The following is a 24089-nucleotide window of genomic DNA, read 5'->3' as shown; positions in this document are numbered from 1 at the left end:
CCGCGGGCAACGGCCGATCAATATGGACGGGTGCACAACGGCTGGCAGAAACGCGACCACGATTCCGTAACCACCAGGCCCGTGACGCGCGGGCGCTCATGAGCACCGGCGCCGAGGTCGTGGTGAACCGCCTTCTCGCCGAGGGCGTCGACGTGTGCTTTGCCAACCCGGGCACCTCGGAGATGCATTTCGTCGCCGCGCTGGATGCTGCCCCGGACATGCGTCCGGTGCTGTGCCTGTTCGAAGGCGTCGCCACCGGAGCCGCCGACGGGTACGCCCGCATCGCCGGCACCCCCGCGGCGACCCTGCTTCACCTCGGCCCCGGAATGGCCAACGGTCTGGCCAACCTGCACAACGCCCGGCGCGCATTCACTCCGGTGGTCAACGTCGTCGGCGATCACGCGACCTACCACCAACCGCTCGACGCGCCGCTGGAATCCGATATCGACGCGCTCGGGCGCTGGACACACGGTTCGGTGCACCGGCCCGAATCGGCCGCCGACCTGGACGCCGCCGTCCACGGCGCGGTGCAGAGCGCGACCGGTACGCCCGGACGGGTCGCCACCGTGATCCTTCCCGCCGACTATTCCTGGGGCAGCGCACCGCAGAACCCATTGTCGGACAACGGTGTTGGGCATCCGGATGCCGACCCGTCGACAGGCAGCTCGATGGATGTCGCGGACGCCGCCGAACTGCTGCGCACCCAGGGGGAGCGTGCCGTGCTGTTGCTCGGCGGTGCCGCCACCCACGCCGACGGTCTGCGGGCGGCAGCGCGAATCAGCGCGGCCACCGGCGCGCGCGTCCTGGTCGAGACCTTCCCGGCCCGGCTGGCTCGCGGGCAGGGGGTGCCTGCCATCGAACGGCTCGGTTACCTGGCCGAGCAGGCCACCCAACAGCTCTCGGGGGCAACGCATCTGGTGTTGATCGGGGCGAAGTCGCCGGTGTCGTTCTTCGCCTACCCGGGCAAGCCGAGCGTCCTGGTGCCCGACGGCGCCGAGGTCTGTGCGCTGGCTGTGGATGAATTGGCCGCGCTGGCAGATGAATTGGGAGGCGCGCTACCCTCCTCACCGCCGCCCGAGCCGGACGGGTTGCCGACGGGCCAGCTCAACCCGCAGAACCTGGCACAGGTGATCGCGGCGCTATTGCCCGATAACGCGATCATCTCCGATGAGGCCAACACCAGCGGAGTGTTCCTGCCGGCCGCCACCGCGTCGGCTCGGCGCCACGATGTCCTCACCCTGACCGGTGGCGCGATCGGACAGGGCCTGCCGGTGGCGGTGGGCGCCGCGATCGCCGCGCCAGACCGCCCAGTCATCGCCCTGCAGTCCGACGGCAGTGCGGCATACACCATTTCGGCCCTGTGGACGATGGCTCGCGAGCGACTCGACGTCACCGTGGTGATCCTGAACAACCACGCCTACGCCATCCTGCAGCTCGAGTTGTTGCGGGTGGGCACCGAAGCCAATGGGGAACGGTCGCGTTCATTGCTCGACCTGAGCCGTCCCGACATCGACTTCGCCTCGATAGCACAGGGATTCGGTGTCCCCGCCACCCGGGCCGCCACCGCGGAGGAACTCGCCGACCAGTTCCGTACAGCGCTGGCCGAGCCGGGGCCGCACCTGATCGACGCCGCGCTGCCGACCTGGTCGCCGGGTTGATCACTGGCTCAGACGGCGCTTCTCCAACACCACCGCTGCGATCGGAATACGCATCTGCTCGGGCTCGGCGGACAGCCGCGCTGCTATGCCCGCATGCAGCCGGTCGTAGAACAGCGGCAACCGGTCCGGGGCACCCTCGATCGCCGCGCCCAGATCGGCGAACGCGGTGAACCGGCAGAAATCGGCCCAGCGGGTGCCGAAAGCGGTTGCGTCCCTGTCACTGCGGTAAGCGTTGAAGATGGGGTCCTCCGCGTCGACCACCTCCACGTGCTGGATCTCCAGCCGCTCGAACCGGCCCGACGGGGCGAACGGTGCGGTGAAATCCGCGGCACGCCGTCCGGCGATCGGAAGCGACATCCGGGTCGCCTCGTCGGCGCTCACCACACCATTGGCGATCAGCTCGGTCAGCGCGCCGACGACGGAGCGGAACAACGGGCGGTAGCCCAAGTCGCCGTCATCGCCCAGTGCGGTCGTCAACACCACCAGGCGGCCGCCCGGATGCAGCTCGCGGCCGCGAAAAGCGATGAACTCGTGCCAATCGTGAGCGGCCTGCCTGGCATAGGCCGTGCGCACCCGCTCGTCGTTGCTGTAGGCCGCGACGACGTGGTCGGCGACCGGCATCGGCACCTTGCTCAGTCTCGCTACCGCCCACGCCGACCAGCCCAGGTGGACACTGTTCGACGGTAGGATCTGGCTGTAGAACGACCGGCCGATCGCCGAACTGAAGGTGGCCGAATCCCGGTGCCGATAGGACTCCGGATCTTCCTCCAGGATGCGGAACATCGTGGAAAAGTCATTCTCGGCGACATCGGTGTGCGTCACCAGAACCGAGTGCTCCGGACGGGTGCGCCCGCGCACGGCCGCGATTGCGGCGTTGATCGGTTGCATCGAATTCTGAGCGGTGCCGGCACCGTAATCGGCGATGACGATGGGCAGTGGCGGTGTCGGGATCGGTACCGTGTGCGCCGCCAGCTCGAGAAGCTTGATCGCCGAACTCATTCCGGCGGTGTGCGGGCGGGGTGTGGTTCGGCGCTGCCTGGCCATGGCTAGGTTCGCCGTCGCCGTCGCAGCAGCAGTCCGATCAGTAGGCCCATGACGAAAATGATGACCAAGATGAACCACATCGGCGACTCGACGGTCACCCACAGCACGTGCACACCCACCCGATCACGGTTCTGCGCGACGAAGATCGCAGCCAGGGCGACCAGGATCAAGGCAACCCAGTAGCGCAGCGCCAACCGGCGTGCCGGTCCGGCGGTCCCGGCGCTCTCCGTCTCGTCGCGAGGCATACCCCGACGGTAACCCGCGATCTACCGGCTATGACACACTTCCGCGATGAGCAGCAGAGGGGGCGCCCCGCGTACCGCGATCATCGGGTCCGTCATCGTCTTGGTCGTCGGTGTTCTCGGCATCATCGGGTCGGTGATGGTGAACGCGTTCGTCATCGCCGATGACGACGCCTATGGCGAGGTGCCGATCCCGGGCTCGGTCAGTCTGGAGCTGCCCGCGGGCGACGTGGACATCGCCTACCGCGCCAACACTCTCACTGTGGGCGGTAAGGGAGTGATGGTCCCTCCGATCCAACTGGACATCACACCGCCGACCGGAGCGGCCAAACCGCTCATCACCGATTCGATGAGCAGTTCATCGAAGACCAACCGGGAAGTCACGGTGCGGGTCTTCACTGCCCACATCACGCAGGCCGGCACCTACCGCGTTGACGCCAAGGCCTCGGTCTTCGCGTCTCAGAATCCCCGGCTGGTATTCGGGCACAGCAGTCCCTACTACTGGGTGATGTGGCCCTTCATCGGGCTGGCGGTCCTGGCCGCTGTCGCGGTCGGCCTGTCCGTCCTGTGGAGTCTCCGCTCGGGTAAGCAGGCGAGTCCGATACCCAGCTACACGCCGACGTACACCCCGACCTATACGCCGGCCGATGCCGGACCTCAGGTTCCCGGTGGCCAGGCGGTCCGGCTCGAACAACTCAAAACTATTGCTGCCCTGCGTGATACCGGCGCACTGACCGAGGCGGAGTTCGAAGCGGAGAAGCGTCGGATCCTGGAGAGCTGAGGCTACGCGGCCTGCGTTGCCAGGCCGGACCGTTGGAATGAGCCGGCCGGCACGAACCGCTCCAGTAACGCGTCGGCAGGCTCGCCGGAGAACTCGGTGATCAGCTGCTTGGCGGCCGCCTCCGAGGTGAGGGCTTCAACAGGCCGTGGATCGTTCAGCAGGCCATAGAGTTTCGACGCGAAGCGGGGACTGCCCTGAGCCGCCGCGAAGAACAGGTTGCCGTACTCGGCCAGCTCCGGATCAGACAGGAACAACCGGGTGACCAGTTGCGCGGCCCGGGCCCGGTCCACGTAGAACTCCTCGAATGCGTTGCGCAGCCAGGCCTCGTCGAACGGTCCTTTGTGCACCGCCGCCTTGCGTATCAGGGCCGCGGCCTGCACCAGCCCACCCTGGGCGCCCTGGCCGGCGATCGGATCGTAGGTGACCGCGGTATCGCCCAGGGCGGCCACTGGATGGCCGCTCGCGGTGCGGCCAACCCCGGCCCGTACCACCTGTGTGACCGCGCCTTTGAGCCATGAGTGCGGATCCGCCTCGATGATCCTGAGCTCACCGACCTCGGGCAGATCCCAGTCGATGTAGTCACGGTGCAACGCGGTGACGATATCGAGCGCGGATTGCGCGTCCTCGGCGCCGGCGAAGCGGCGCTCCCACTCGCTGCCGGGGCGGGCCCAGCCCAGAAATGCCCATGTCGGCCCGGCATCCTTGTGCAGGTACCCACCCCACCACGCCTCGCCCTGATCGGAGACCACCGTCAAGGCGCTGTGGCGTCCACCGGCGCTGCTGCGATGGGCGAAAACCTCAGGCCCGTGGGGCAACCCGGCCAGCGTCACGGTCAACAGGCTGCGCTGGGGCCGATCGTATGCGGAGCGCACGGTATCGACAGGAAAGAGCGAGGACAACCCGCCGCGTCCGGTGGCAACCAACGTCAGGTCGACACTCGCGGCGATCCCGTCCAGTCGCACCGGATCGACGGCCTCGACCACGAACCGCCCACCACGCTGCTGGAACAATGTGAGCCGATCGTCGGCCTTGAGCCGGGTGTCCACCGCGACCCCGACGAACCCGTCGAAGTCGACGTCGAAGGCGATCTCCTCCGACCGATCCGGGCCCGAACCGTCGACCACCCGCACACTCTCACCGGTCGACGTCGGGGCAGTGGCCAGATAGGTGTTCAGTCCGAGGCTCTCCTCAGCCCGCTGGGTTTCCCCGAAGATCAGGGCAGTGCCGGTGGCCGGAACGTCCGCGCGCAAGCTGCGTTGATCCCGGTCGCTGTAGAGGGTGACAGCAAACCCGTTGTCCAACAGCCCGAGAGCGGCCGTCACCCCGGTTTGTCCCGCGCCGATCACTGCTGCGGTACGCCCATCTGAACTCGTCATGGGTGCCACTATCGGCGGGACGGAACCCGTCGGGTAGGAACTGGCTCAGCGTGATCGCAAATCCCGGTGGAGCGGATCAGTGTCCGCGCGCAACCCATTCGTCGTAGTGCACGATCTCGTCACCGATGGTGGTGGTGTCACCGTGGCCGGTGTAGACGACGGTCTCGCCGGGTAGCAGGCCCAGTCGCTTCGAGATCGAGTCCAGGATCGTCGGGAAGTCGGAGAACGACCTTCCGGTGGCGCCCGGCCCGCCCTGGAACAGGGTGTCGCCGGAAACCACCGCGTTCAGCTCGGGGATCGACCAGCAGACCGACCCGGGGGAGTGCCCCGGGGTGTGCAGGGCATGCAGTTCGATGCCGCCGGCCCGCAACACGAGACCGTCCTCGACAGTGTGGAACTCATTGTCGGGGTGGACGACTCGCCACAGCATCTCGTCGGCCGGGTGCAGCAGCACCGGGGCATCCAGCGCCTTGCCCAGTTCGGGCGCGACGGTGATGTGGTCGTTGTGGCCGTGCGTGCAGACCACGGCCACAACGTTGCGGCCGCCCACAGCCTCGATGATCGGGGCGGCGGTGTGGGCCGCGTCGAACACCACGACATCGTTGTCGTCGCCGACGATCCAGATGTTGTTGTCGACGTCCCAGCTGCCGCCGTCGAGTTCGAACTTGCCGCTGGTGACCACCCGCTGGATGTGCGAAGGTGCGCTCATTTCTTCAGCACCACCACGGACCGCAGTACCTCACCGTCATGCATCTTGTGGAACGCATCCTCGATCGCGTCCAGGCCGATGCGCTCGGAGACGAACTTCTCCAACGGCAGCCGGCCCTGCAGGTACAGGGAGATCAGGGTGGGGAAGTCGCGCTCGGGCAGGCAGTCGCCGTACCAGGAGGACTTCAAAGATCCGCCGCGGGAGAAGAAGTCGACCAAGGGCATCTCCAGCGTCATGTCCGGGGTCGGGACGCCCACCAGCACGACGGTGCCGGCCAGGTCGCGCGCGTAGAAGGCCTGCTTCCAGGTTTCGGGGCGGCCGACCGCGTCGATCACGACGTCGGCGCCGAAGCCGTCGGTGAGGTCCTGGATGGTCTTGACCGCGTCGAGCTCACGGGCGTTGATGGTGTGGGTGGCCCCGAAATCGCGGGCCCAGTTCAGCTTCTTGTTGTCGGTGTCGACGGCGATGATCTTCTTCGCTCCGACCAGCGCGGCGCCGGCGATCGCGGCATCGCCCACGCCGCCGCAGCCGATCACGGCGACGGTGTCGTCGCGAGTCACCGCGCCGGTGTTGATAGCCGCGCCGATGCCGGCCATCACGCCGCAGCCCAGCAGGCCGGCCACCGCCGGGTCTGCCGCCGAATCGACCTTGGTGCACTGACCTTCGTGCACCAGGGTCTTGTCGGCGAACGCGCCGATACCCAGCGCCGGGGTCAGCTCGGTGCCGTCGGTCAGCGTCATCTTCTGCGTGGCGTTATGGGTGTCGAAGCACAGATGCGGGCGACCCCGCTTACAGGCGCGGCACTGCCCGCACACCGCGCGCCAGTTCAGGATCACGAAGTCCCCGGGCTCGACATTGGTGACGCCCTCGCCGACCGATTCGACCGTGCCCGCGGCCTCATGCCCCAGCAGGAACGGGTATTCGTCGTTGATGCCGCCCTCGCGGTAGGTCAGGTCGGTGTGGCACACCCCGCAGGCGATGATGTCGACCACCACCTCACCGGGACCCGGATCGGGGATGATGATGTCGACCAGCTCGACCGGCTGACCTTTGGACCGAGAAATCACACCACGCACCGTCTGGCTCATGCCTATAACTTAATGCAAACCGGACAGGTGTCCAATTAGTGACGGGGTCTGATCGTCCGCCGTTTCTCGGCCCGGCCACGCATCCTCGCGTTACGGTGGGTTGTGGTCGACGATCGAACCCAACTGCTGGTGGTCGCACGCTCGGCATATCGGCGAAATGACTGGCGTACCAGCTACGAATCCTTCAGCCGCGTCGACGGGGTGCAGGCCCTCGATACCGACGATCTTGCCGTGTACGCCGCCGCGGCCTGGCGTCAGGGGCATGGCCGAGAATCCGTGCGGATCAACGAACAGGTACACACGCGCCTGCTGCGCACCGACCCGGTGCAGGCGGCGATGAAGGCAGCCGAACTGGGCCTGGCCTGGTTGTCCCGTGGGCACGTGGCGTTGGCCGGCAGTTGGGGGCAACGAGCGCAGGTACTGCTCGACGGCGTCCCGGAGACCACTGCGCACGGCTACCTGGCATACCTGCTCGCGGCGACTGCGGCCGACACCGGATCCGACGATCGATTCGCCACTGCAACAGGACAATTGGCTGCCATCGCCGAGAATCTCGATGACGCCGCCCTGGTCGCGCTGGCGCGGGCGCTGGGCGGCATGGCGGCCGTCGCCGCCGGTGACCCGACCGGATATCAGACCCTCGATGAGGTGCTGGTGCCGGTGCTCGACGAACCGGTGCCGGTGGAATGGGCGGCAGACGTGTACCGCCGAGCGTTGAACCTGGCGCACCGCCGGGGCGCCGGGGAGCGGGTGTCGTCCTGGACGCAGTCGATGCAGCGGTGGTGTGAGGCGACCGAACCGGAATCGACCCAGTCGGCCTACCGCGCGGTCTGCGATGTGCACCGGCTCTCGGCGGTCACCGACGTGGATCCGGGCGAGTTGGTTCGGCGGGTGGTCGGCCTGCGTCGCCTGGTCGCCGACGTGGACGCGGTGGCAGCCGGCATGGTCGAGGAATTGCTTTCACGGAATCTGGGGCGGGCCCGGTAGATTTTGGCCCGATGAGCTCTGCCGATGTTCTCGACGTGATCGATACCTGGCCGGTCGACTCGGCTGCCGCGGCCGTGGTCGGCCCGTCCGGGGTACTGGCCAGCCGTGGCGACACGAGCAAGCCCTTCACGTTGGCCTCGGTGACCAAACCGCTCGTGGCGCGGGCCGCGCAGATTGCGATCGAAGAGGGTGCGGTCGAACTCGACACCCCGGCCGGCCCGCCCGGTTCGACGATCCGGCATCTGTTGGCTCACGCGTCGGGGGTGTCCATGCGTTCGGCCGAGGTACTGGCGCGTCCGGGACAGCGTCGGATCTATTCGAACTACGGATTCGAACTGTTGGCCCGCGCCGTCGAGGGCGCCGCCGACATCGAGTTCGGCCGCTATCTCACCGAGGCGGTGTTCGAGCCGTTGCAGATGTCCGAGTCCACGCTGTTGGGCGGGACGCAGGCGGCCGGGTTCGGCGGCGTGTCGACGGTTGCCGACCTGGCGGCATTCGCCGCCGAGTTGCTTCGGCCGGCACTGGTGTCACAGCAACTGCACGACGACGCGGTGACGGTGCAGTTTCCCGGGCTTGACGGGGTGCTGCCGGGGTTCGGGGTGCAGCGCCCCAATGACTGGGGGCTGGGGTTCGAGCTCCGGGACGGCAAATCTCCGCACTGGACCGGATCGGCAAACTCGCCGCGGACGTTCGGACATTTCGGCCAGTCGGGTACGTTTCTGTGGGTCGATCCGGCCGCTGACCTGGCCTTGGTGGTGCTCACCGACCGTGACTTCGGGGACTGGACCTACCCGCTGTGGCCGGCCATATCTGATGGGGTCCTGAGAGAAAACGGGACAGACTAGCGCAACACTGGCCACACAAGGCACAATAGACACGCGCGACACACACAACTGCATGCTCGATCGGAATACCAGGCCGTTGGGGAAGACGTCCCTCGTATCCGAAGGAGTAGCAATGCGTGCGTCGAACCAGTTCGCCGACGCGGCGACGGGCGTGGTGTATGTCCACGCCTCACCCGCGGCGGTATGCCCGCATGTTGAGTGGGCGTTGTCGTCGACCCTGTCGGCGCGGGCGAACCTCAAGTGGACGCCGCAACCGGCCATGCCCGGCCAGTTGCGCGCGGTCACCAACTGGGTTGGACCCGTCGGCACCGGGGCGCAGTTGGCCAATGCCCTGCGCTCCTGGTCAGTGCTGCGCTTCGAGGTGACCGAGGACCCCAGCGCCGGAGTGGACGGGCACCGTTGGTGCCACACCCCCCAGCTCGGGCTGTGGAGCGGCGCGATGAGTGCCAACGGCGACGTGATGGTCGGCGAGATGCGGTTGCGCTCCCTGATGGCCGGCGGCGCCGACATGCTGGCCGCCGAACTCGACACCGTCCTCGGAACGGCTTGGGACGAGTCCCTGGAGCCCTACCGCAATGGTGGTGACGGCGGCGAGGTGTCCTGGCTGAACCGGGGCGTGGGATAGTTCGTCAGCTACGCGCCCAGAGGCAGTAGCCACTGAGCTTCGCTGTGAACATGTGGTCGCTGATCTCGAAGGTCAGCGACTGCCCGGGAGGGGCCGTAGTGGTCTCGGGTCCCGATGTCCGGCCGGCAGCGACGACGTCGACAACCTCGACACTGCAGTGGGCCTCGGCGGTCTGCGGGGTCGACGACCACGTGCCTGCCTTGGCTTCCGGATTCCGTCGGCCCTGCCCGTGCAGGATGACTTCGGGTCCGGTGGTCAACCAGCGGTCCGACGAGGGATAGGGACCACCGAACTCCCGCCACGCGCCGTCATCGCACTGCAACAGGTGCCGGTTGTTGCCGGTCTGGGCGGGATCGGCCGGAGTCAGTGCCCCGGCGAGGCTGTCGGCACACGACGCGTCCGGCTGCGGTGCTGTCGTGCCGGGCGGACCGGGTGGCGCGGGCTCCGGATCGGCGTGAGCGCACGCACTGGTGCCGAGTGCGGCAGCCACGGTCAGGGCCGCCGCACTCAACGCCAACGCTCGCGACATCCGTCTACACCGAAACCGTCTTCATCGACGACAGGTCGGTGCGCATGAGCCGGACGTTGTAGTCGCCCCAATAGGACAGGTTGTAATACAGGTATTGCGAGTTGTCCTGCACCACATTGCCGTTGGCGTCGACGGTGTTGAAGTAATCGGTACCCGACATCGGGTGGACCATGGGCGCGTACATGCCGGTGTTGGTCGTCAGGTCGTTGTTCACCAGCCTCGTCGTATCCGACCATTCACCCTGCGGTGAATCCGACACCCGCATCACCACGTTGTTTCCGCCGTCGGTGTACAGCACGACGTACTTGCCGAGATACTCGTTGTACTGCACCGACATTTCGCTGACATTACCGTTGGTGGGCAGACCGCCGACCCAGATGCCGTTCGCGATCTTGGTGAACAACCCGAAGGTGAAGAAGTCCGCGACCCGGTACACGGTCGGCAGGAAATCGGTGCTGCTGGAGCCGAACACCGGAGCCGCGGCCGACGGGTCACCGGTCACCCATTGCCCGGCACCACTGGAATCCTCCCCCGAGAAGTACTCGTAGGCATCCAGGTTGGTGATCTGATCCTTCCGCACCCGTGCCACGTACGCCGAACCCTGCCTGCCCGATGGCGTTCCGTACACGTAGACGTACGGATCGGTCGGGTCGTCGGACATGACCAGCGCGTTCTGCTGGAAATGCTCGTCGCCGGGGACGTAGGCCGGACCCGCACGGAACCAGCCCGAGGATCGCACGGTGTCGCGGTCGACGGTCCAGGTCTTGCCGCCGTCGTCGGAGTAGGCGATCGCAGAGTAGTTCGTGGTCCAGCTGCCCGGGTTGTCCCACGTGCGGATCGACATCACGGTGGCGTACTGCCGGTAACCGCCCTCGGCGTCAGAGTTTTCGATCGCTATCGCCGACGTCGGGATCATCGTGTAGGTCTGGCCGAACAGTCCGTTGAGGCCGCCCGGGTCGTAGATGATCTGCGAGGCGCCGGCGGCCGGGCCTCCGGTGCCGTACCACTGATGAACTCCGTTGGGATCGCCGGGGAACTGCGCCCCGGCATTGATCACCGCATCGCTGAACTGCAGACCGTCGTTCAGATTGGTGTCGATGGTGCGGAACAACACGTTGTTGCGCCAGTCGCCGGTCATGCCTGGCCCACTGTAGGTATCGCCGAACAACGTGTAGATGATCGGTTTCCCGGTCGCCGGATCGGTGTAGCCGCTGTTCCACATGATGCCGAGATCAGTGCCCGCGACGTACCAGTGGTCGGTGACACCCGGTCCGGTGACCCACCCGAGCCTGGTGGTGAAGTCCGCCAGTGACGACGGAACCTGGGGCTTGGGCGTCAGGTCATCGGTCTGCGCCGCAGTGTTGGGGGTGGCCGCCATCGGCTGGATCTCACCCTCGGCCACGACCGATGCGGCATCGTTGGCCGACACCACGCGTGACCCGACCGGATTGATCGACCGCTCGGATTCCCTTCGCGTCCACGCCATCATGGCCCACAACGCGGGGGACTGGCCGGGTGCGACGGGGGTGGTACCCGCACCGAACGGTGCCAGCCCGGCGACGCTCAGCAATGCTGAGACCACCGGTGCTGCGGTGACTTTGGGTGCGGTGGTCGGCGCTGCCGGGACCACGGACTTCTCCGGCACGACGTCGGGGACGTCGAACGTGGTGACCTCCGTGCGCAGCGTCGAGACGACGTCGTGACTGCGTTGGGCGATGTCCTCGGCGGCTTCGTTGAGGCGTACCACCACGGTGGTGGGGCGTTGTGCGCGCCGCAGATCGGGCGCAGAGGCCGCCGCGTCCGGGACGATCCGGGCGGTATCGACGTTGTCTGCGGCATCTGCCTTGCCTCGGGAACTGTTGACGTTCTTGCCGGCATCGAGGGCATCGCTGAGCGTGCCCTGGATCTTGGCCCGGGCCTTGGTCGTCCGTGTACGCACCGGGGTGCGAGCGGTGTCCAGTCGACTCTGCGTGCGCTTGATGGCGTCACCGACGGTGTCAAGGCCGGACTCGACGTCCTTGCGGACACGCTCGCCGATCTTCGACACTGCGCCCGACGGTGTGGTGGCGGGTTTCTTGGCGGTCGATGGTTTGCCGGCAGACGGTTTCGCGTCCGGTTTGGAGGCGCCGCTACCGGAGCTGCTGCCGGTGGTGGATTTGCCAGTGCCGCCGGGTCCGTCTTCGGCCCAGGCGATTCCGGTTCCGGAAGTCAAGGCCGTGCCGATGCCGAGAGCAACCGCCAGTGCTCCGACGCGGCCGATGTATTTGGTCGATTCCATGACGCTCCGTACCAGTCCACTCAGCTCAAACCCCGGCCCGAACGAAACGTACCGTGCGCCGTTCACAGTGTCGGGCAAACACGCCGAATCGCCGAAAGTGGGTCTGAACTGCGAAGGCTCGCCGTCACCTGACCCGGTAGTGGGCGGGGTCCGGCGCGGACAACATGCGCGTGAGGGTAGCCCGGTCGAACGGCCACAGGTCGATGGTTCCGGCGTCGGTGAGGTACCACGAATTGCACCCGGTGTTCCACACTGTCGGACCCAGCGCGTCGGCGACCGCGGCGTTGAACTCGTCGGTGGCCTCCTCGGTGACCTCGACCTCGCAGAGTTCGCCGTTCTCAAACCGCTTGAGCCAGCCCACGATGTAGCCGGCGGTTCGCTCGGCCGAGTACTGCAGCGGGATCGACCCGGTGGGTGAGTTCGGGCCCAGCACGGTGAACAGGTTCGGAAACCCGGGGATCGCCGTCATGCGGTATGCCCGCGGACCCTTGACCCACGCATCGTCGAGTGTGATGCCGTCGCGGCCCACGATGTTCATCGGTCGCATGTAGTTGTGAGCCTGGAAACCCGTGGCCAGCACCGCGATATCGACTTCGTGGTGCGTGCCGTCGGCGGTGCGGATGCCCGTCGGGGTGAATTCCTGGATGGGATCGTCGATCAGGCTGGCATTGGGTCGTTTGATGGCACGGTAGTAGGTGCCGGAGACCACCTGCCGCTTACACAGCGGCTCGTAGTCCGGAGTGAGTTTCGCCCGCAGCGCGGGGTCACGGACCTGGGCGGCCAGGCTCCACCGGGCATAGGACTGCACCAGCCTGCGCCGCCACGACGGCGTGGTGACGACGTCGGCGAGGATGTTGGATCCCCACTGCAGACGTCGGAAGAGAGCGCCGTGCCATCCCGGCCACCGGCGCAGCGCCCCGGCGAGCACCGACGACTGCCGCAGCGACATCGGTGCCCACAGGATCCACTGCGGTGATCTGGCGAAGTGCAAGAGCGTGCGGGCCTTCGGCTGCAGCGCCGAAACCACCTGCACACCGGTGGATCCCGTACCGATCACGGCGATGCGCCGGCCGTCGGTCGCCAGCTGCGGATCCCATCGTGCGGTGTGCACGATCTGCCCTGCGAAGGTGTCCATGCCCGGGATCTCGGGTATCGACGGGTGATGCAACACGCCGGTGGCGCAGATGACGAAATCGGCCGTCAGGGTGTCTCCGGCTCTGGTCGTGAGCGTCCACGATGTCGTGGTGCTGTCGTAACGCGCCTCGGTGACTTCGGTGTTGCACCGCAGATGTTCGTCGAGTCCGAATCGTTCGACGACGTCGCGGTGGTAGCGCTGGATATCCTCACCGCTGGCCCAGATGTGGCTCCAGTCCGGTTTGGGCGCGAACGAGAACTGGTAGATCTGCGACGGGACGTCACAGGTGAGTCCCGGGTAGCGGTTCCAGTGCCATACGCCACCGACGTCCGAACCTTTCTCCAGGACGGTGAAGTTCGTGAACCCGGCTTGTTTGAGGGTGTAGGCCGTGGCGATGCCGGCCATTCCCGCGCCGATGATGACGATGCGGACCTCGCGACTCATCGGGCCTCCTCGCTGACGGCGAGCGCCCGCCGGACGGTGCCGGGTGCGGTGCGCATCGATGCCTCGAATGCCGACCCTCTGCGGCCACGGCGCATGAAGTGTGAACCGAGGCCCGCGAGATCTGCCGCGTCGGGCCGGATGACGACGACCTGCGTGCCGCGTGCCCGCACTGCCGCCACTTCGCGGTCCAACCCGACTGACATCGGCCGGCGCAGCAGCCGGTGCTCCAGCCATCCGCCGGATCCGGGTGCACGCGTGCCTGGTTCGGAGGCCATGGGCGTGATCACGTAGATGGTGTCGGCCTCGTCAGCGGCGATCAGATCGACTGAAGCGGTCGATGCGGCGCCGCCGTCGACGAAGTGCCTGCCGCCGATCGTGACCGGAGGCATCCAGCCCGGCACCGCCCAGGATGCGCGTAGCGCTTCCCCCGCGGTGGCCGTGGGGGAACCGGGCGCCCCGAACGCGACACGCTCGCCGCGCCGGTAGTCGAACGCGACCATCCGGACGCCGGGGAGATCCGGCCACCCCGAGGTGCCCGAGAATGCGTCGGCCAGCCGCTGTAACCAGTCAGCGTTGCCGCGCCCCACCGGGGCGATGCCGGTGGCGGCGGCGAGACCCCGCTGGCTGCCGAGCAGCCGCGGGTTGAGCGGGCGGGGCACCGGAATGGGCGGCACGCTGGGTGGTGTGTCCGCGATATGCCGGCGCAGACGCTCGTCGGCGGAGGTACCGCGGTGCATCGCGACGAGATCGCTCACCGTGGCGCCGCCGCCCAGTATCGTGACGAGCTCGGCTCCCGCCGAAGTGCCCTGGAGAACAGCGGTGTCGCGCGGATCCCACCCGGTCTGTTCGGCCAGCGCATGCAGCGCCGCGACCGTCCACGCGCCTCCGATGGTGCCACCGCAGCCGATCACCAATGCCGTGGTCATCGGCTCACCCCGGAATCGGGCTGTGCAGCATGGGCTTTCGACTGCCGGTCGAGGCGCTGCAGGTACGAGGACCGACCCTGCTCGTCGAGGGCGGTCAGCGCGCGGCGGTCGTCGATCCTGCCTCGGACTGCGCTCTGGAGCGCTTCGGGTACCAGTGCGTCGACGAGGGCCCACCCGGGAGCGACCCAACCCGGCACCGACGTGCGGGCGGTGCGGGTGCGGACGGTCTTGAGGATCGCGCGTGCGACGTCGTCGGGATCCACCGTGGGAAGGCCGTTTCCGAGCTGCACGCCGGACGTGAGCTCGGTGCGAACCGCCGACGGCAGCACGGCCGACACGGAGACCCCGGTGCCCGCGTACTCACGACGTGCCGCCAGCGAGGCGCCCAGCGCGGCGAACTTGCTGGCGTTGTAGGTCACCATGCCGGGGATCGGGATCATGCCCGCCATCGACGCCACGTTGACGACGTGACCGCGACCGCGGGCCACCATCGACGGGACCACGGCGCGCATACCGTTCAGGACACCACGCACGTTGACGTCGAGGATCAGGTCAGTGGTGGCCTCGGTTTCGGCATCGAACGCACCGAGTGGCATGACCCCGGCGTTGTTGACCAGGATGTCGATGCGGCCCGATTCTCCGACGGCGTCCGCGACGAAGCGATCCCAGGACGATCTCTGCGTGACGTCGAGGTATGCCGCCCGGCAGCGGGGGATACCGGCCGCGGTCGTTGCAGCCACCTCCGCATCGACATCGCCGATCCATACCGTGGCGCCACGGGCGGAAAACAGCTCCGCCGTCTTGGCGCCGATGCCGCGTGCCCCGCCGGTGACGATGACGACCGCCCCGTCCACCGACGCCTGCCGCTGTGAAAACCGCACGTCATGCCTCCCCTGAAGTTATCCCTCGGCCATTCGCATACTGACGGTATCTGAATACTCTGAGTAAATTCAATACCCAAAGTCCGCTTCGATCTATCATCAGCGAATGCCGCGGCTGACCAGGGCTCAACGCCAGGAACAGACGCGGGCCGAGCTGTTGGAGGCGGCCAAGCAGCGCTTCCTGCGCCACGGTTACGCCGGCACGAGCCTTGAGGACATCGCCGACGACGCGGGCTTCTCAAAAGGTGCGGTGTACTCGAACTTCGGCAGCAAGCCCAATCTGTGTCGCGATGTCCTCGAGCTGATCCACCGTGAGAAGTTCGCCGAGATGGCCGAACTCGCGATATCTGACGCCGAGCTGGACACTCGTGTCGAGGCGTTGAGTGCGTGGTTGGAGCGCACTGCAGGCGACGTCGGCTGGACCATGCTGGAACTCGAATTTGCGGTGCTGTCGCGGAACAATCCCGAGCTTTCGCAGATGATCACGACCCTGCGCGACGAAGCTGCGCAAATGGTCATCGACGTAGTCAGGTCGATGTCTGCCGAACTCGGCCTCACCGAAGCGCAATTGGTGAACAGCGACGTGGCTGCGAGCCTCGAGGATCTCGGGAATCTGCTGCTCAGTGCCGGGATCGGTCTCGGCATCCAGCGGGCCATCGATCCTTCGGTGCCGGCGCGGCCGTTCACCGACGCATTCGGGCACCTGGTGAAACTGCTTGCCGCCCTTGGGGCGCCGACACAATCGGCGAACTGATACCGCTGTATCCACACGAAGGAGTCATGGATGGGTTCACCAGCTGCTGCGCTTTCGATGCGACGCCCGAGTCGCAGATCCCGGGCGTGCTACGGCATCGCCCGCCGAACCCTCCTCGTTCAGGTGCGTAGATCGGTTGCCTACCAAGGGAACCGAGCCGCCGCGGATCGCCTCGCCGCAATCGGTCGTCGCATTAATGCGCTCGCGCGGCTCCAGCGACTGCGTCCGCGGCGGGGGCTGCGGGTCAGCCGGATCACGCTGGGGCGGGTCACCGTGGAGACCATCCGCACAGCCGAAGCTGCTCACCGCCCTCTCTCCGACGGCGCCATCCTCTACCTGCACGGCGGGGGATTCTTTCTCGGCGGCTTCGACACCCACCAGCACGTCGTGGTCGCCCTCGCCCGGCGAACCGAACTTCCCGTGGTGCACGTCGAGTATCGACAGCACCCCGATGTGACGGTCGACGAGTCCATCGCGGACTGCCTGCGCGCCTACCGCTGGATGTTGGATCAGGGCGCGGAGCCCGCCAACACCGTCGTGGCGGGTGACTCGGCAGGTGGATTCCTGGCATTCGCAACCGTTCTCGCTGCCGAGTCGCAGGGGCTGGGTATGCCGGCCGGCGTCATCGGTGTCAGTCCGTTGCTCGAGCTCGACAATGAGCGCCGGGCCGGCCACCCCAACTTCGGCGCCGATCCGATGGGGATCGGACTCGCCCTGCCGATGATCGTCGGATGCGTCGGCCCCAAGAACTCGGACGGTCACGCCCTGTCACCGGTCAACGGAGTGCTCACCGATTTTCCGCCGAGCCTGATCATCGCGGCGGAATCGGAGGCGCTGCGTTGCGATGCCGAACGCATGCATGAAGTGCTGACCGATGCGCGACGGTCGTGCACCCTCAAGGTCTGGCCGGGTCAGTTGCACGCGTTTCCGGCGTTCCTGCCGTTTCTGCCGGAGAGCCGGGAGGCCCGTGACTGCATGGTCGAGTTCATTCAGGATTGTCTGGGTACGAGCAAGCGCAGCGCCCCTGGCACCGCGGATACGGTGACCGGCAACGGGGCTGCGTAATCCCCGTCGGCGTAGGCGTTGATCCCGGGGCATTCAACATGGATTGTCTTGGCGCGCTTGGTCGTCACCTCGTCGAGGTCGACGTGGGTGCCCTTGAAAACAGTCGGGAACAGGCGCACCAACCTGGTGCGGGACGCCGAGGTGATCATCGTGACGTCGAGCAGTCCGTCCGAATGGTCGGCACCCGGGCAGATCAACATTCCGCCGCCATAGCTGCGGGTGTTGCCGAACGCCGCGAGGGTGAGGTCCGTGCAGATCTCCGGTCCGTCATCGAACGTCAGCCGGAACGGCAGCAGCCGTAGCTTCGATATCTCCGCGACCATCGCGACGTTGTAGCGCATCCGGCCGTGGGGCCAGCGCATCCGGTTGGTCCGGTCGCTGACCAGTGAATCGAATCCGGCGGCCATCACGGTGCCGAACCACTTGACCGCACCGGAGGTATCCACGATGCGGCCGAGGTCGACGGTCTCGGTGCGGCCGTCGGCGACAATATCGGCGGCTGCCTCGGGATCGCTTGTCGGCAACCGGTATTCGCGGGCATGGTCGTTGCCCGTGCCGGCGGGCACGATTCCCAACGGGACGTCGCCGGTGGCCAGGGCCTGCAACGCCAGCGAGATCACCCCGTCGCCGCCGACGACCACGAGTGCGTCGGTGCCGCGGTCCAGTGCCTCATCGACCAGCCTGCGGGCGTGCGCGGCGTCGGTCCCGACGATCTGGCACACATCGACGCCGCGGCGCTGGAATTGCGCGACCGCTCGCTCGGCGGCGTGCGGCGCGTTGCCGTGTCCTGACAGGGGATTGGTCAGGACGGTAACCCGATTCACGGAATCAGCTTGCCCGGGTTGAGGATTCCGGCTGGGTCCAGTGTGGCCTTGACGGCGCGCAATACTTCGGCACCGAGGTCGCCGATCTCGTCACGCATCCAGGGGAGGTGATCCGCACCGACCGCGTGGTGGTGGGTGATGGTGCCGCCGCCATGCACCATCGCGTCGGATGCCGCGGCCTTGGCCTTGCGCCACTGCTCGATCGGATTGCCGCGCTGGGCGGCGACGACCGTGAAGTACAGCGAGGCGCCGGTGGGGTACACATGCGAAATGTGACACATCACCAGCGCCGGCGTGCCGGATTCGGCGAGCGCGGCGGTCAGCGCCTCGGTGACTGCGGCTTTCAGTGTGGACAGGTTGGACCACGTGGTGGCGGTCTCCAGCGTTTCGCACAGCGCGCCAGCAGCCAGCAGCGAATCGCGCAGATACGGCGCATTGAACCGGCCGTGTTCCCAGCCCCGTGCCGCGGCCTCGCCCAGCGAGGTGGCGCCGTGGGCTTCGAGGACGGCACGGGTCTCCTCGTGACGGCTCTCGGTATGCGCCGCAGTGCCCTCGAACAGCGTGATCGCCAGGCAACCGCCGGTGATGCTCTGCTCGCCGATGCTTTCCGTGGTGGCCAGGTTCACCCCGGTCTCGGCCTCGTCTGACAATCGGATCACCGTCGGGCCCGTGCCGGTCTGGGTGACGGCACGCAGCGCCTCGGCCCCGGTGGCGAAATCCGGGAAGGACCAGGCCTCGTAGCGGGTGGTCTCGGGCACCGGGTGCACGCGAACCCGGACCCGGGTGATGACGCCGAACACGCCTTCCGAGCCGAGGAGCAGTTGACGCAGATCCGGTCCGGCCGCCGAGGCCGGGGCCCGGCCGAGATCCAGTGTCCCCGCCGGGGTGACGGCGCGCAGGCCGCGGACCATGTCGTCGAATCGCCCGTATCCGGCCGAATCCTGCCCCGAGGACCGGGTGGCGGCGAACCCGCCGATCGTGGCGAACTGGAAGCTCTGCGGAAAGTGGCCCAGTGAAAAGCCTTGCGCGCCGAGCAATGCCTCGGCCTGCGGTCCGGTGACGCCCGCGCCGAGTTCGGCCTCGCCGGTCACCTCGTCGAGACTGTGTAGCGCGTCGAACCGGCGCAGGTCGAGCGCGACCACCGCGGTGAAATCACCGCGCAACGGATCGAGACCGCCCACCACGCTGGTCCCGCCGCCGAACGGGACCAGCGCGATCCGGTGTTCGGTGCAGTAGGTCAGGATCGCGGCGACCTCGTCATCGCTACCCGGGAGCAGCACCGCGTCGGGCGCATCCTGAATACCGGAGTCGTTGCGGCGCAACAGGTCCAACGTGGACTTGCCGCCGGCGTGCAGCAGCCGGGACATGGTGTCGGTACCGCAGTACGGTGCGCCGACGATGGCGGTGAGGGCCTCCCGATCACCGTCGGGCAGTGCCGATGGCCGCAACTGCACCTGCTCGGGCGTCGGCTCTGCCGCCGGCGCGGCGTCGACGCCCAGCGCCTGCTGCAGCAGGGCCCGGATTCCGTCGGAGAGCGGCTTGGCTGCCTGCGGGTCGCCCCAGGCATTCCACTTCATCGGAGGCAGAAACTGTTCGGCCGGCTGAGTCATGCGTTACAGTATTACACATGATGTCAATCAGTAACGAGAGATCGCTGAGCGACCAGATCTTGGATGCCGCCGCGAGCTGCGTGCTGGCCTTCGGCGTGGACCGGGTGACCCTGGCGGAGATCGCCCGCCGGGCCGGGGTCAGCCGCCCGACCGTCTACCGGCGCTTCCCTGACACCCAGTCGATCCTGGCTGCGCTGCTCACCGCGCGGATCGTGGGTGTTCTGGACGAAACCCTGAGTCAGGGGCCGGGCCGGGGCGCCTTGGTGGACCGCATCGTCACCGTGGCCGCGCGGCTCCGTCACGACGAGGTGATCATGGCGGTGCTGCACTCCGCACCCGAGGTGGCGATGGTCTACATCGCCGAGCGGTTGGGTACCAGCCAGCAGATCCTGATCGATGCGCTGGCAGGGGATCTCAAGCTCGCTCAGGAGGCGAGCTCCCAAAATGACCGGGTCCGGGCGGGCGATCCCCGCCAGCTGGCGACCATGTGCATGCTGATCACCCAGTCGGCGATCCAGTCCGCGCAGATGGTCGAGCCCATCCTCGACGCCGACGCTCTGGCGGCCGAGCTCACCCACGCACTGAACGGATACCTGGCATCATGACCGGCCCGACGGCACTCAACCGCACCAGGCGCACAACCGAACTCGCCGCACTCGCCGACGGGCAACCAGTCGATGTGATCGTCATCGGCGGCGGGATCACCGGTGCGGGCATCGCGCTGGATGCCGCCACCCGAGGCCTGAGCGTGGCACTGGTGGAGAAGCACGATCTGGCCTTCGGGACCAGCCGGTGGAGCTCGAAACTCGTGCACGGCGGACTTCGCTACCTGGCCACCGGCAACATCGGGATCGCCCGCCGCAGTGCGATCGAACGCGGAATCCTGATGACCCGCAACGCACCTCATCTCGTCAAGGCCATGCCGCAGCTGGTGCCGCTGTTGCCGTCGATGGGCCGCGGGTCACGGGCGTTGGTACGGACCGGATTCGTGGCCGGAGATGGACTGCGCAGGCTCGCCGGAACCAGCGCGTCGGCCCTGCCACGGTCACGCCGGGTCGACGCGCGTCGTGCCGTCGAACTGGCGCCCACCGTGCGCACCGAGGGTCTCGACGGCGGCTATCTGGCCTACGACGGCCAGCTCATCGACGACGCCCGCTTGGTGGCCGCCGTCGCCCGCACCGCCGCGCAGCACGGGGCCCGCATCCTGACCAGGGTGTCGGCCAGTGCCGCAGGCGCCACCTCGGTACGCCTGACAGACGAACTGACCGGGGATTCCTTCGAGGCGACGGCTCGCGTGATCATCAACGCCGCCGGAGTGTGGGCCGGCGATCTCGATCCGGCGCTCACACTGCGGCCCAGTCGCGGTACGCATCTGGTCTTCGACGCTGCGGCGTTCGGCAATCCCACCGCGGCCCTGACCATTCCGATACCGGGGGAGTTGAACCGGTTCGTCTTCGCCATGCCCGAACAGCTCGGCCGGGTCTACCTCGGGCTGACAGACGAGGACGCGCCGGGCGCCATTCCGGATGTACCACAACCGACTCCGGGGGAGATCAGCTTCCTGTTGGACACCGTCAACACCGCGCTGGCCACCGAGCTGACCACTTCAGATGTGCGGGGGGCCTATGCCGGGCTGCGGCCGCTGATCGACACCGGGGAAGGCAACACGGCCGACGTGTCCCGCGAGCATGCAGTGGTGGAATCGGCGAGCGGGGTGATCAGCATCATCGGCGGGAAGCTCACCGAATACCGGTACATGGCCCAGGATGTGCTCGACCGGGCGCTGTCTATGCGCGGGCTCTCGGCCTCGGACTGCCGCACGGCCAACCTGCCGCTCGTCGGAGCCCCGGCCAATCCGGTGTCCACCCTGCGATCTGAACATGCGTTGCCGTCCTCGCTGGTCGCCCGGTACGGGGCCGAGGCACCGAACGTGATCGCCCGGGCGCGCTGCGCACGCCCCACCGAACCGGTGGCCGACGGACTCGACGTCATCCGTGCGGAGTTCGAGTACGCCGTCACCCACGAAGGTGCCCTGGATGCCGACGACATCCTCGACCGGCGTACACGTATCGGGCTGGTCAGCGCCGACCGGGATCGTGCAGGTCAGGCGGCTGCCGAGATGATCGCGGAATTCGGGGAAGTCGAGTAGTCCACTACGCGTGGCGTGAGCAGTCGCCGCCAGAACACTGGGCCATGAGGCAAACCTGTGCGGCGAGGGAGCTCAATCATGGCGAAGCGACTGGTGGTGTGCTGCGACGGCACATGGAACACACCTGATCAAACAACGGATGGCAAGCCCACGCCGACCAATGTTGCCAAAGTGGCGATGGCGCTGGCTCCGAACGATGACGAGGGGCGAGAGCAGCGCCTGTTCTACCACCGGGGGGTGGGCACCACCCGGTCGGACCGCCTGCTCGGCGGGGCCTTCGGTGCCGGCCTGTTCCGCGATGTCTGCGACACCTACCGATTCGTCGTCCAGAATTACCAACCCGGCGACGAACTGTTCTTCTTCGGATTCAGCCGCGGGGCTTTCACCGCACGCAGCACTGCGGGTCTGATCCGCAACTCGGGAGTGTTGCATCGCGACAATGCGGATCAGATCGAACAGGCGTATGCGTTGTACCGAGGCGGCAACGAGAACACGAATCCGCGCAGTGTTGCGGCGGCGCTGTTCCGGAAGATGTACTCCTACGAAACCGACATCCGGTTCATTGGGGTCTGGGATACCGTTGGCGCCCTGGGGATTCCGTCAGTCGGCGGGTGGCTGGCCCGCCAATTCAATCGGCGGTACGAGTTTCACGACACCACTCTGAGTTCGAGGGTCGGGGAGGCCTACCAGGCACTCGCGATCGACGAGCGGCGCGGTCCGTTCGTGCCGACGATCTGGTCCCAGTCGAATATGGCTCCGCCTACACAACGCCTGGAACAGGTGTGGTTCACCGGCTCGCACTCCGATGTGGGCGGCGGGAACCCCAATCGTGGACTCAGCGACATCGCGTTGTGCTGGATGCTGGACAAGGCCCGCGGCGCGGGGCTGGCATTCGTCGAAAGGTCCTTCCTCCGTGAGCCCCCCGCCGCCGGCGAGCCGGTCTCCGGCGACGAGATCGTCGAGGAGTACACCCGAATCAACCCGAACCCCGCGCAGGAGGTGGAGAAGTCACGGAAGGGTATCTACCGCTTCTTGCCGCCACACTCGCGCGAGGGCGGAACAGGCGGCAACGAGTACATCGCCTCAACCGTCGACCGGCGTCAGCGGTCAGGTGGTTGGTGGAAAGCGCCTGTACCCAACAACGATCCGGAACAACGGATTGTGCCGGTCGAAGTGGGCAACGATCTGAGCCGGATCAGCTAGACGTGCGACAGAAGCACGTCGCGTACCGCGGAACTGGTGTGGCGCTGCCACATTGCCTGGGCGCCCACCAGCAACGGTGGGTCGAGTTCGGTGACCACCACGCGGCCGTCCATGGCCAGTCCCGGGGGAGTGGTGACGAACGTGACGGCGCCGGTGGTGAGCGGGGCGGCGACCGTAGCCGCGCCCTGGACCCGGCTGACCACATAGTCGGGTTCGAAGCCGGCGCGACGGCACGCGCCCATCAGAAAATCGCTGTAGTAGGAGGCTCCCGGGGGCGCCCACAGCGCGATGCGTTCACCGGCGAGTTCATGAATGTCCACGGCCGGCCGGTCGGCCAACCGGTGTTCGCGGGGCACGGCCAGCCGCACCCGGTCGTAACCCACGACGGCCGTGCCCAATTCGTTGGTGGGGACCACTCCGCGGCGTAGGCCGAGGTGCACCGTGCCGTCGAGCACCGCAGCGGCGAGTTGATCGGGGTAGAGCTGGCGGAAGGTGAAGGAGGTCTCGGGGAACGCGGCGATGGCCGGTTCGAGACGGGTATAGGCTTCGCTGCCGCTGAGTGCCGGGGTGTGGCCGACGACAAAGACCTCGGGTGCGCCGCCTGCCGTCCGTTCCACTCGCTCGGCCACGGTATGGGCGGCTGCCAGCAGTGTTCGCCCTTCGGCCAGCAGCAGTTCGCCGGCCCGGGTGAGCGTGAGCCGGCGGCCCTCCCGGTGGAACAGCGTGGCATTGATCTCGCGCTCCAGTTGCTGCATGGAACTGCTGAGAGCTTGCTGGCTAACGTGCAGGGTCGCGGCTGCCGCGGTGACGCTGCCGGCTTCGCCGATCGCGATGAACTGGCGCAAACGTCGCAGATCAGGGATGTTCTGTGGCACGCGGCAATTCTATCTACAACCTGAGATTGTGAATACCTCGGAAACTTGCGTTATCCATCTG

At 67.3% G+C, this 24089-nt stretch carries 23 protein-coding genes; 10 read left to right on the top strand and 13 right to left on the bottom strand.

Annotation, left to right across the window (positions count from 1 at the left end; translation table 11 throughout):
- Positions 1 to 98 precede the first annotated feature (98 nt).
- The gene (locus AB0I14_RS17355; protein ID WP_358023736.1) at positions 99 to 1658 is read left to right on the top strand and encodes an acetolactate synthase large subunit; all 1560 of its coding nucleotides are present in this window, start codon (positions 99 to 101) and stop codon (positions 1656 to 1658) included.
- Here AB0I14_RS17355 and AB0I14_RS17350 read toward each other — a convergent pair whose 3' ends face one another.
- Together AB0I14_RS17350 and AB0I14_RS17345 are read right to left on the bottom strand one after the other, a co-directional pair.
- On the bottom strand, positions 1659 to 2657 hold the full coding sequence (locus AB0I14_RS17350; protein WP_358023732.1) for an SAM-dependent methyltransferase: 999 nt from the start codon (positions 2655 to 2657) through the stop codon (positions 1659 to 1661).
- A gap of 47 nt (positions 2658 to 2704) precedes the next feature.
- A complete protein-coding gene (locus AB0I14_RS17345; RefSeq protein WP_358023729.1) occupies positions 2705 to 2947 on the bottom strand; it encodes an LPXTG cell wall anchor domain-containing protein in 243 nt (80 codons plus the stop codon).
- Between the two features lie 46 nt (positions 2948 to 2993).
- Here AB0I14_RS17345 and AB0I14_RS17340 point away from each other — a divergent pair, with 46 nt between their 5' ends.
- The gene (locus AB0I14_RS17340) at positions 2994 to 3725 is read left to right on the top strand and encodes an SHOCT domain-containing protein (protein ID WP_358023726.1); all 732 of its coding nucleotides are present in this window, start codon (positions 2994 to 2996) and stop codon (positions 3723 to 3725) included.
- A gap of 2 nt (positions 3726 to 3727) precedes the next feature.
- Here the strand turns inward: AB0I14_RS17340 and AB0I14_RS17335 are convergent, their stop codons facing one another.
- The 3 genes from AB0I14_RS17335 to AB0I14_RS17325 form a co-directional block, all read right to left on the bottom strand.
- A complete protein-coding gene (locus AB0I14_RS17335) occupies positions 3728 to 5101 on the bottom strand; it encodes a styrene monooxygenase/indole monooxygenase family protein (RefSeq protein WP_358023723.1) in 1374 nt (457 codons plus the stop codon).
- Positions 5102 to 5177: 76 nt separating this feature from the next.
- Positions 5178 to 5810, bottom strand: a complete 633-nt coding sequence (locus AB0I14_RS17330; RefSeq protein ID WP_358023720.1) for an MBL fold metallo-hydrolase — start codon at positions 5808 to 5810, stop codon at positions 5178 to 5180.
- The gene (locus AB0I14_RS17325; RefSeq protein ID WP_358023717.1) at positions 5807 to 6898 is read right to left on the bottom strand and encodes an S-(hydroxymethyl)mycothiol dehydrogenase; all 1092 of its coding nucleotides are present in this window, start codon (positions 6896 to 6898) and stop codon (positions 5807 to 5809) included. The genes AB0I14_RS17330 and AB0I14_RS17325 overlap by 4 nt, the downstream gene beginning before the upstream one ends.
- 102 nt (positions 6899 to 7000) lie before the next feature.
- On the opposite strand from AB0I14_RS17325, the gene AB0I14_RS17320 reads away from it, so the two are divergent.
- From AB0I14_RS17320 to AB0I14_RS17310, 3 genes are all read left to right on the top strand, one after another.
- Positions 7001 to 7885 (top strand): chemotaxis protein CheY, encoded by an 885-nt coding sequence (locus AB0I14_RS17320; protein WP_358023714.1) that lies wholly within the window; start codon positions 7001 to 7003, stop codon positions 7883 to 7885.
- An 11-nt stretch (positions 7886 to 7896) separates the two neighbouring features.
- Positions 7897 to 8730 (top strand): serine hydrolase domain-containing protein, encoded by an 834-nt coding sequence (locus AB0I14_RS17315; protein WP_358023711.1) that lies wholly within the window; start codon positions 7897 to 7899, stop codon positions 8728 to 8730.
- A 112-nt stretch (positions 8731 to 8842) separates the two neighbouring features.
- A complete protein-coding gene (locus tag AB0I14_RS17310; protein WP_358023708.1) occupies positions 8843 to 9355 on the top strand; it encodes a DUF3145 domain-containing protein in 513 nt (170 codons plus the stop codon).
- 4 nt (positions 9356 to 9359) lie between these two features.
- Here AB0I14_RS17310 and AB0I14_RS17305 read toward each other — a convergent pair whose 3' ends face one another.
- The 5 genes from AB0I14_RS17305 to AB0I14_RS17285 all read right to left on the bottom strand — a co-directional run bounded on the left by AB0I14_RS17305 (position 9360) and on the right by AB0I14_RS17285 (position 15548).
- Positions 9360 to 9884, bottom strand: a complete 525-nt coding sequence (locus tag AB0I14_RS17305) for a hypothetical protein (protein ID WP_358023706.1) — start codon at positions 9882 to 9884, stop codon at positions 9360 to 9362.
- A 4-nt stretch (positions 9885 to 9888) separates the two neighbouring features.
- The gene (locus tag AB0I14_RS17300; RefSeq protein WP_358023703.1) at positions 9889 to 12162 is read right to left on the bottom strand and encodes a DUF4185 domain-containing protein; all 2274 of its coding nucleotides are present in this window, start codon (positions 12160 to 12162) and stop codon (positions 9889 to 9891) included.
- A gap of 124 nt (positions 12163 to 12286) precedes the next feature.
- Positions 12287 to 13741: an NAD(P)/FAD-dependent oxidoreductase gene (locus AB0I14_RS17295; protein WP_358023700.1), complete on the bottom strand. Its 1455-nt coding sequence runs from the start codon at positions 13739 to 13741 to the stop codon at positions 12287 to 12289.
- The gene (locus AB0I14_RS17290; RefSeq protein WP_358023697.1) at positions 13738 to 14667 is read right to left on the bottom strand and encodes a patatin-like phospholipase family protein; all 930 of its coding nucleotides are present in this window, start codon (positions 14665 to 14667) and stop codon (positions 13738 to 13740) included. The genes AB0I14_RS17295 and AB0I14_RS17290 overlap by 4 nt, the downstream gene beginning before the upstream one ends.
- Entirely contained in the window at positions 14664 to 15548 is an 885-nt protein-coding gene (locus tag AB0I14_RS17285) for an SDR family oxidoreductase (RefSeq protein ID WP_358023694.1), read from the bottom strand. Before AB0I14_RS17285 ends, AB0I14_RS17290 begins: the two co-directional genes overlap by 4 nt.
- 106 nt (positions 15549 to 15654) lie before the next feature.
- On the opposite strand from AB0I14_RS17285, the gene AB0I14_RS17280 reads away from it, so the two are divergent.
- Both AB0I14_RS17280 and AB0I14_RS17275 read left to right on the top strand, forming a co-directional pair.
- On the top strand, positions 15655 to 16302 hold the full coding sequence (locus AB0I14_RS17280; RefSeq protein WP_358023691.1) for a TetR/AcrR family transcriptional regulator: 648 nt from the start codon (positions 15655 to 15657) through the stop codon (positions 16300 to 16302).
- A 30-nt stretch (positions 16303 to 16332) separates the two neighbouring features.
- Positions 16333 to 17367 carry an alpha/beta hydrolase fold domain-containing protein gene (locus tag AB0I14_RS17275; RefSeq protein WP_358023688.1) on the top strand — a complete coding sequence of 345 codons (1035 nt, stop codon included), beginning with the start codon at positions 16333 to 16335 and terminating at the stop codon, positions 17365 to 17367.
- Here AB0I14_RS17275 and AB0I14_RS17270 read toward each other — a convergent pair.
- Positions 17292 to 18191, bottom strand: a complete 900-nt coding sequence (locus AB0I14_RS17270; RefSeq protein WP_358023684.1) for a diacylglycerol kinase — start codon at positions 18189 to 18191, stop codon at positions 17292 to 17294. The two genes, AB0I14_RS17275 and AB0I14_RS17270, sit on opposite strands and share 76 nt — an antisense overlap.
- Positions 18188 to 19768: an FAD-binding oxidoreductase gene (locus AB0I14_RS17265; protein WP_358024389.1), complete on the bottom strand. Its 1581-nt coding sequence runs from the start codon at positions 19766 to 19768 to the stop codon at positions 18188 to 18190. Before AB0I14_RS17265 ends, AB0I14_RS17270 begins: the two co-directional genes overlap by 4 nt.
- 50 nt (positions 19769 to 19818) lie before the next feature.
- Here AB0I14_RS17265 and AB0I14_RS17260 point away from each other — a divergent pair, with 50 nt between their 5' ends.
- From AB0I14_RS17260 to AB0I14_RS17250, 3 genes are all read left to right on the top strand, one after another.
- Complete coding sequence (locus AB0I14_RS17260) at positions 19819 to 20406, top strand: helix-turn-helix domain-containing protein (protein WP_358023681.1); 588 nt, start codon at positions 19819 to 19821, stop codon at positions 20404 to 20406.
- Positions 20403 to 21950, top strand: a complete 1548-nt coding sequence (locus AB0I14_RS17255; RefSeq protein ID WP_358023678.1) for a glycerol-3-phosphate dehydrogenase/oxidase — start codon at positions 20403 to 20405, stop codon at positions 21948 to 21950. The genes AB0I14_RS17260 and AB0I14_RS17255 overlap by 4 nt, the downstream gene beginning before the upstream one ends.
- Positions 21951 to 22028: 78 nt before the next feature.
- Positions 22029 to 23153: a DUF2235 domain-containing protein gene (locus AB0I14_RS17250; protein ID WP_358023675.1), complete on the top strand. Its 1125-nt coding sequence runs from the start codon at positions 22029 to 22031 to the stop codon at positions 23151 to 23153.
- On the opposite strand, the gene AB0I14_RS17245 is transcribed toward AB0I14_RS17250, so the two are convergent.
- Positions 23150 to 24028 (bottom strand): LysR family transcriptional regulator, encoded by an 879-nt coding sequence (locus AB0I14_RS17245; RefSeq protein WP_358023672.1) that lies wholly within the window; start codon positions 24026 to 24028, stop codon positions 23150 to 23152. The two genes, AB0I14_RS17250 and AB0I14_RS17245, sit on opposite strands and share 4 nt — an antisense overlap.
- Positions 24029 to 24089 lie beyond the last annotated feature (61 nt).

It is taken from the genome of Mycobacterium sp. NPDC050441 (assembly GCF_040655355.1).
Lineage (GTDB): Bacteria > Actinomycetota > Actinomycetes > Mycobacteriales > Mycobacteriaceae > Mycobacterium.
This window is presented reverse-complemented; position numbering and strand designations above follow the sequence as displayed.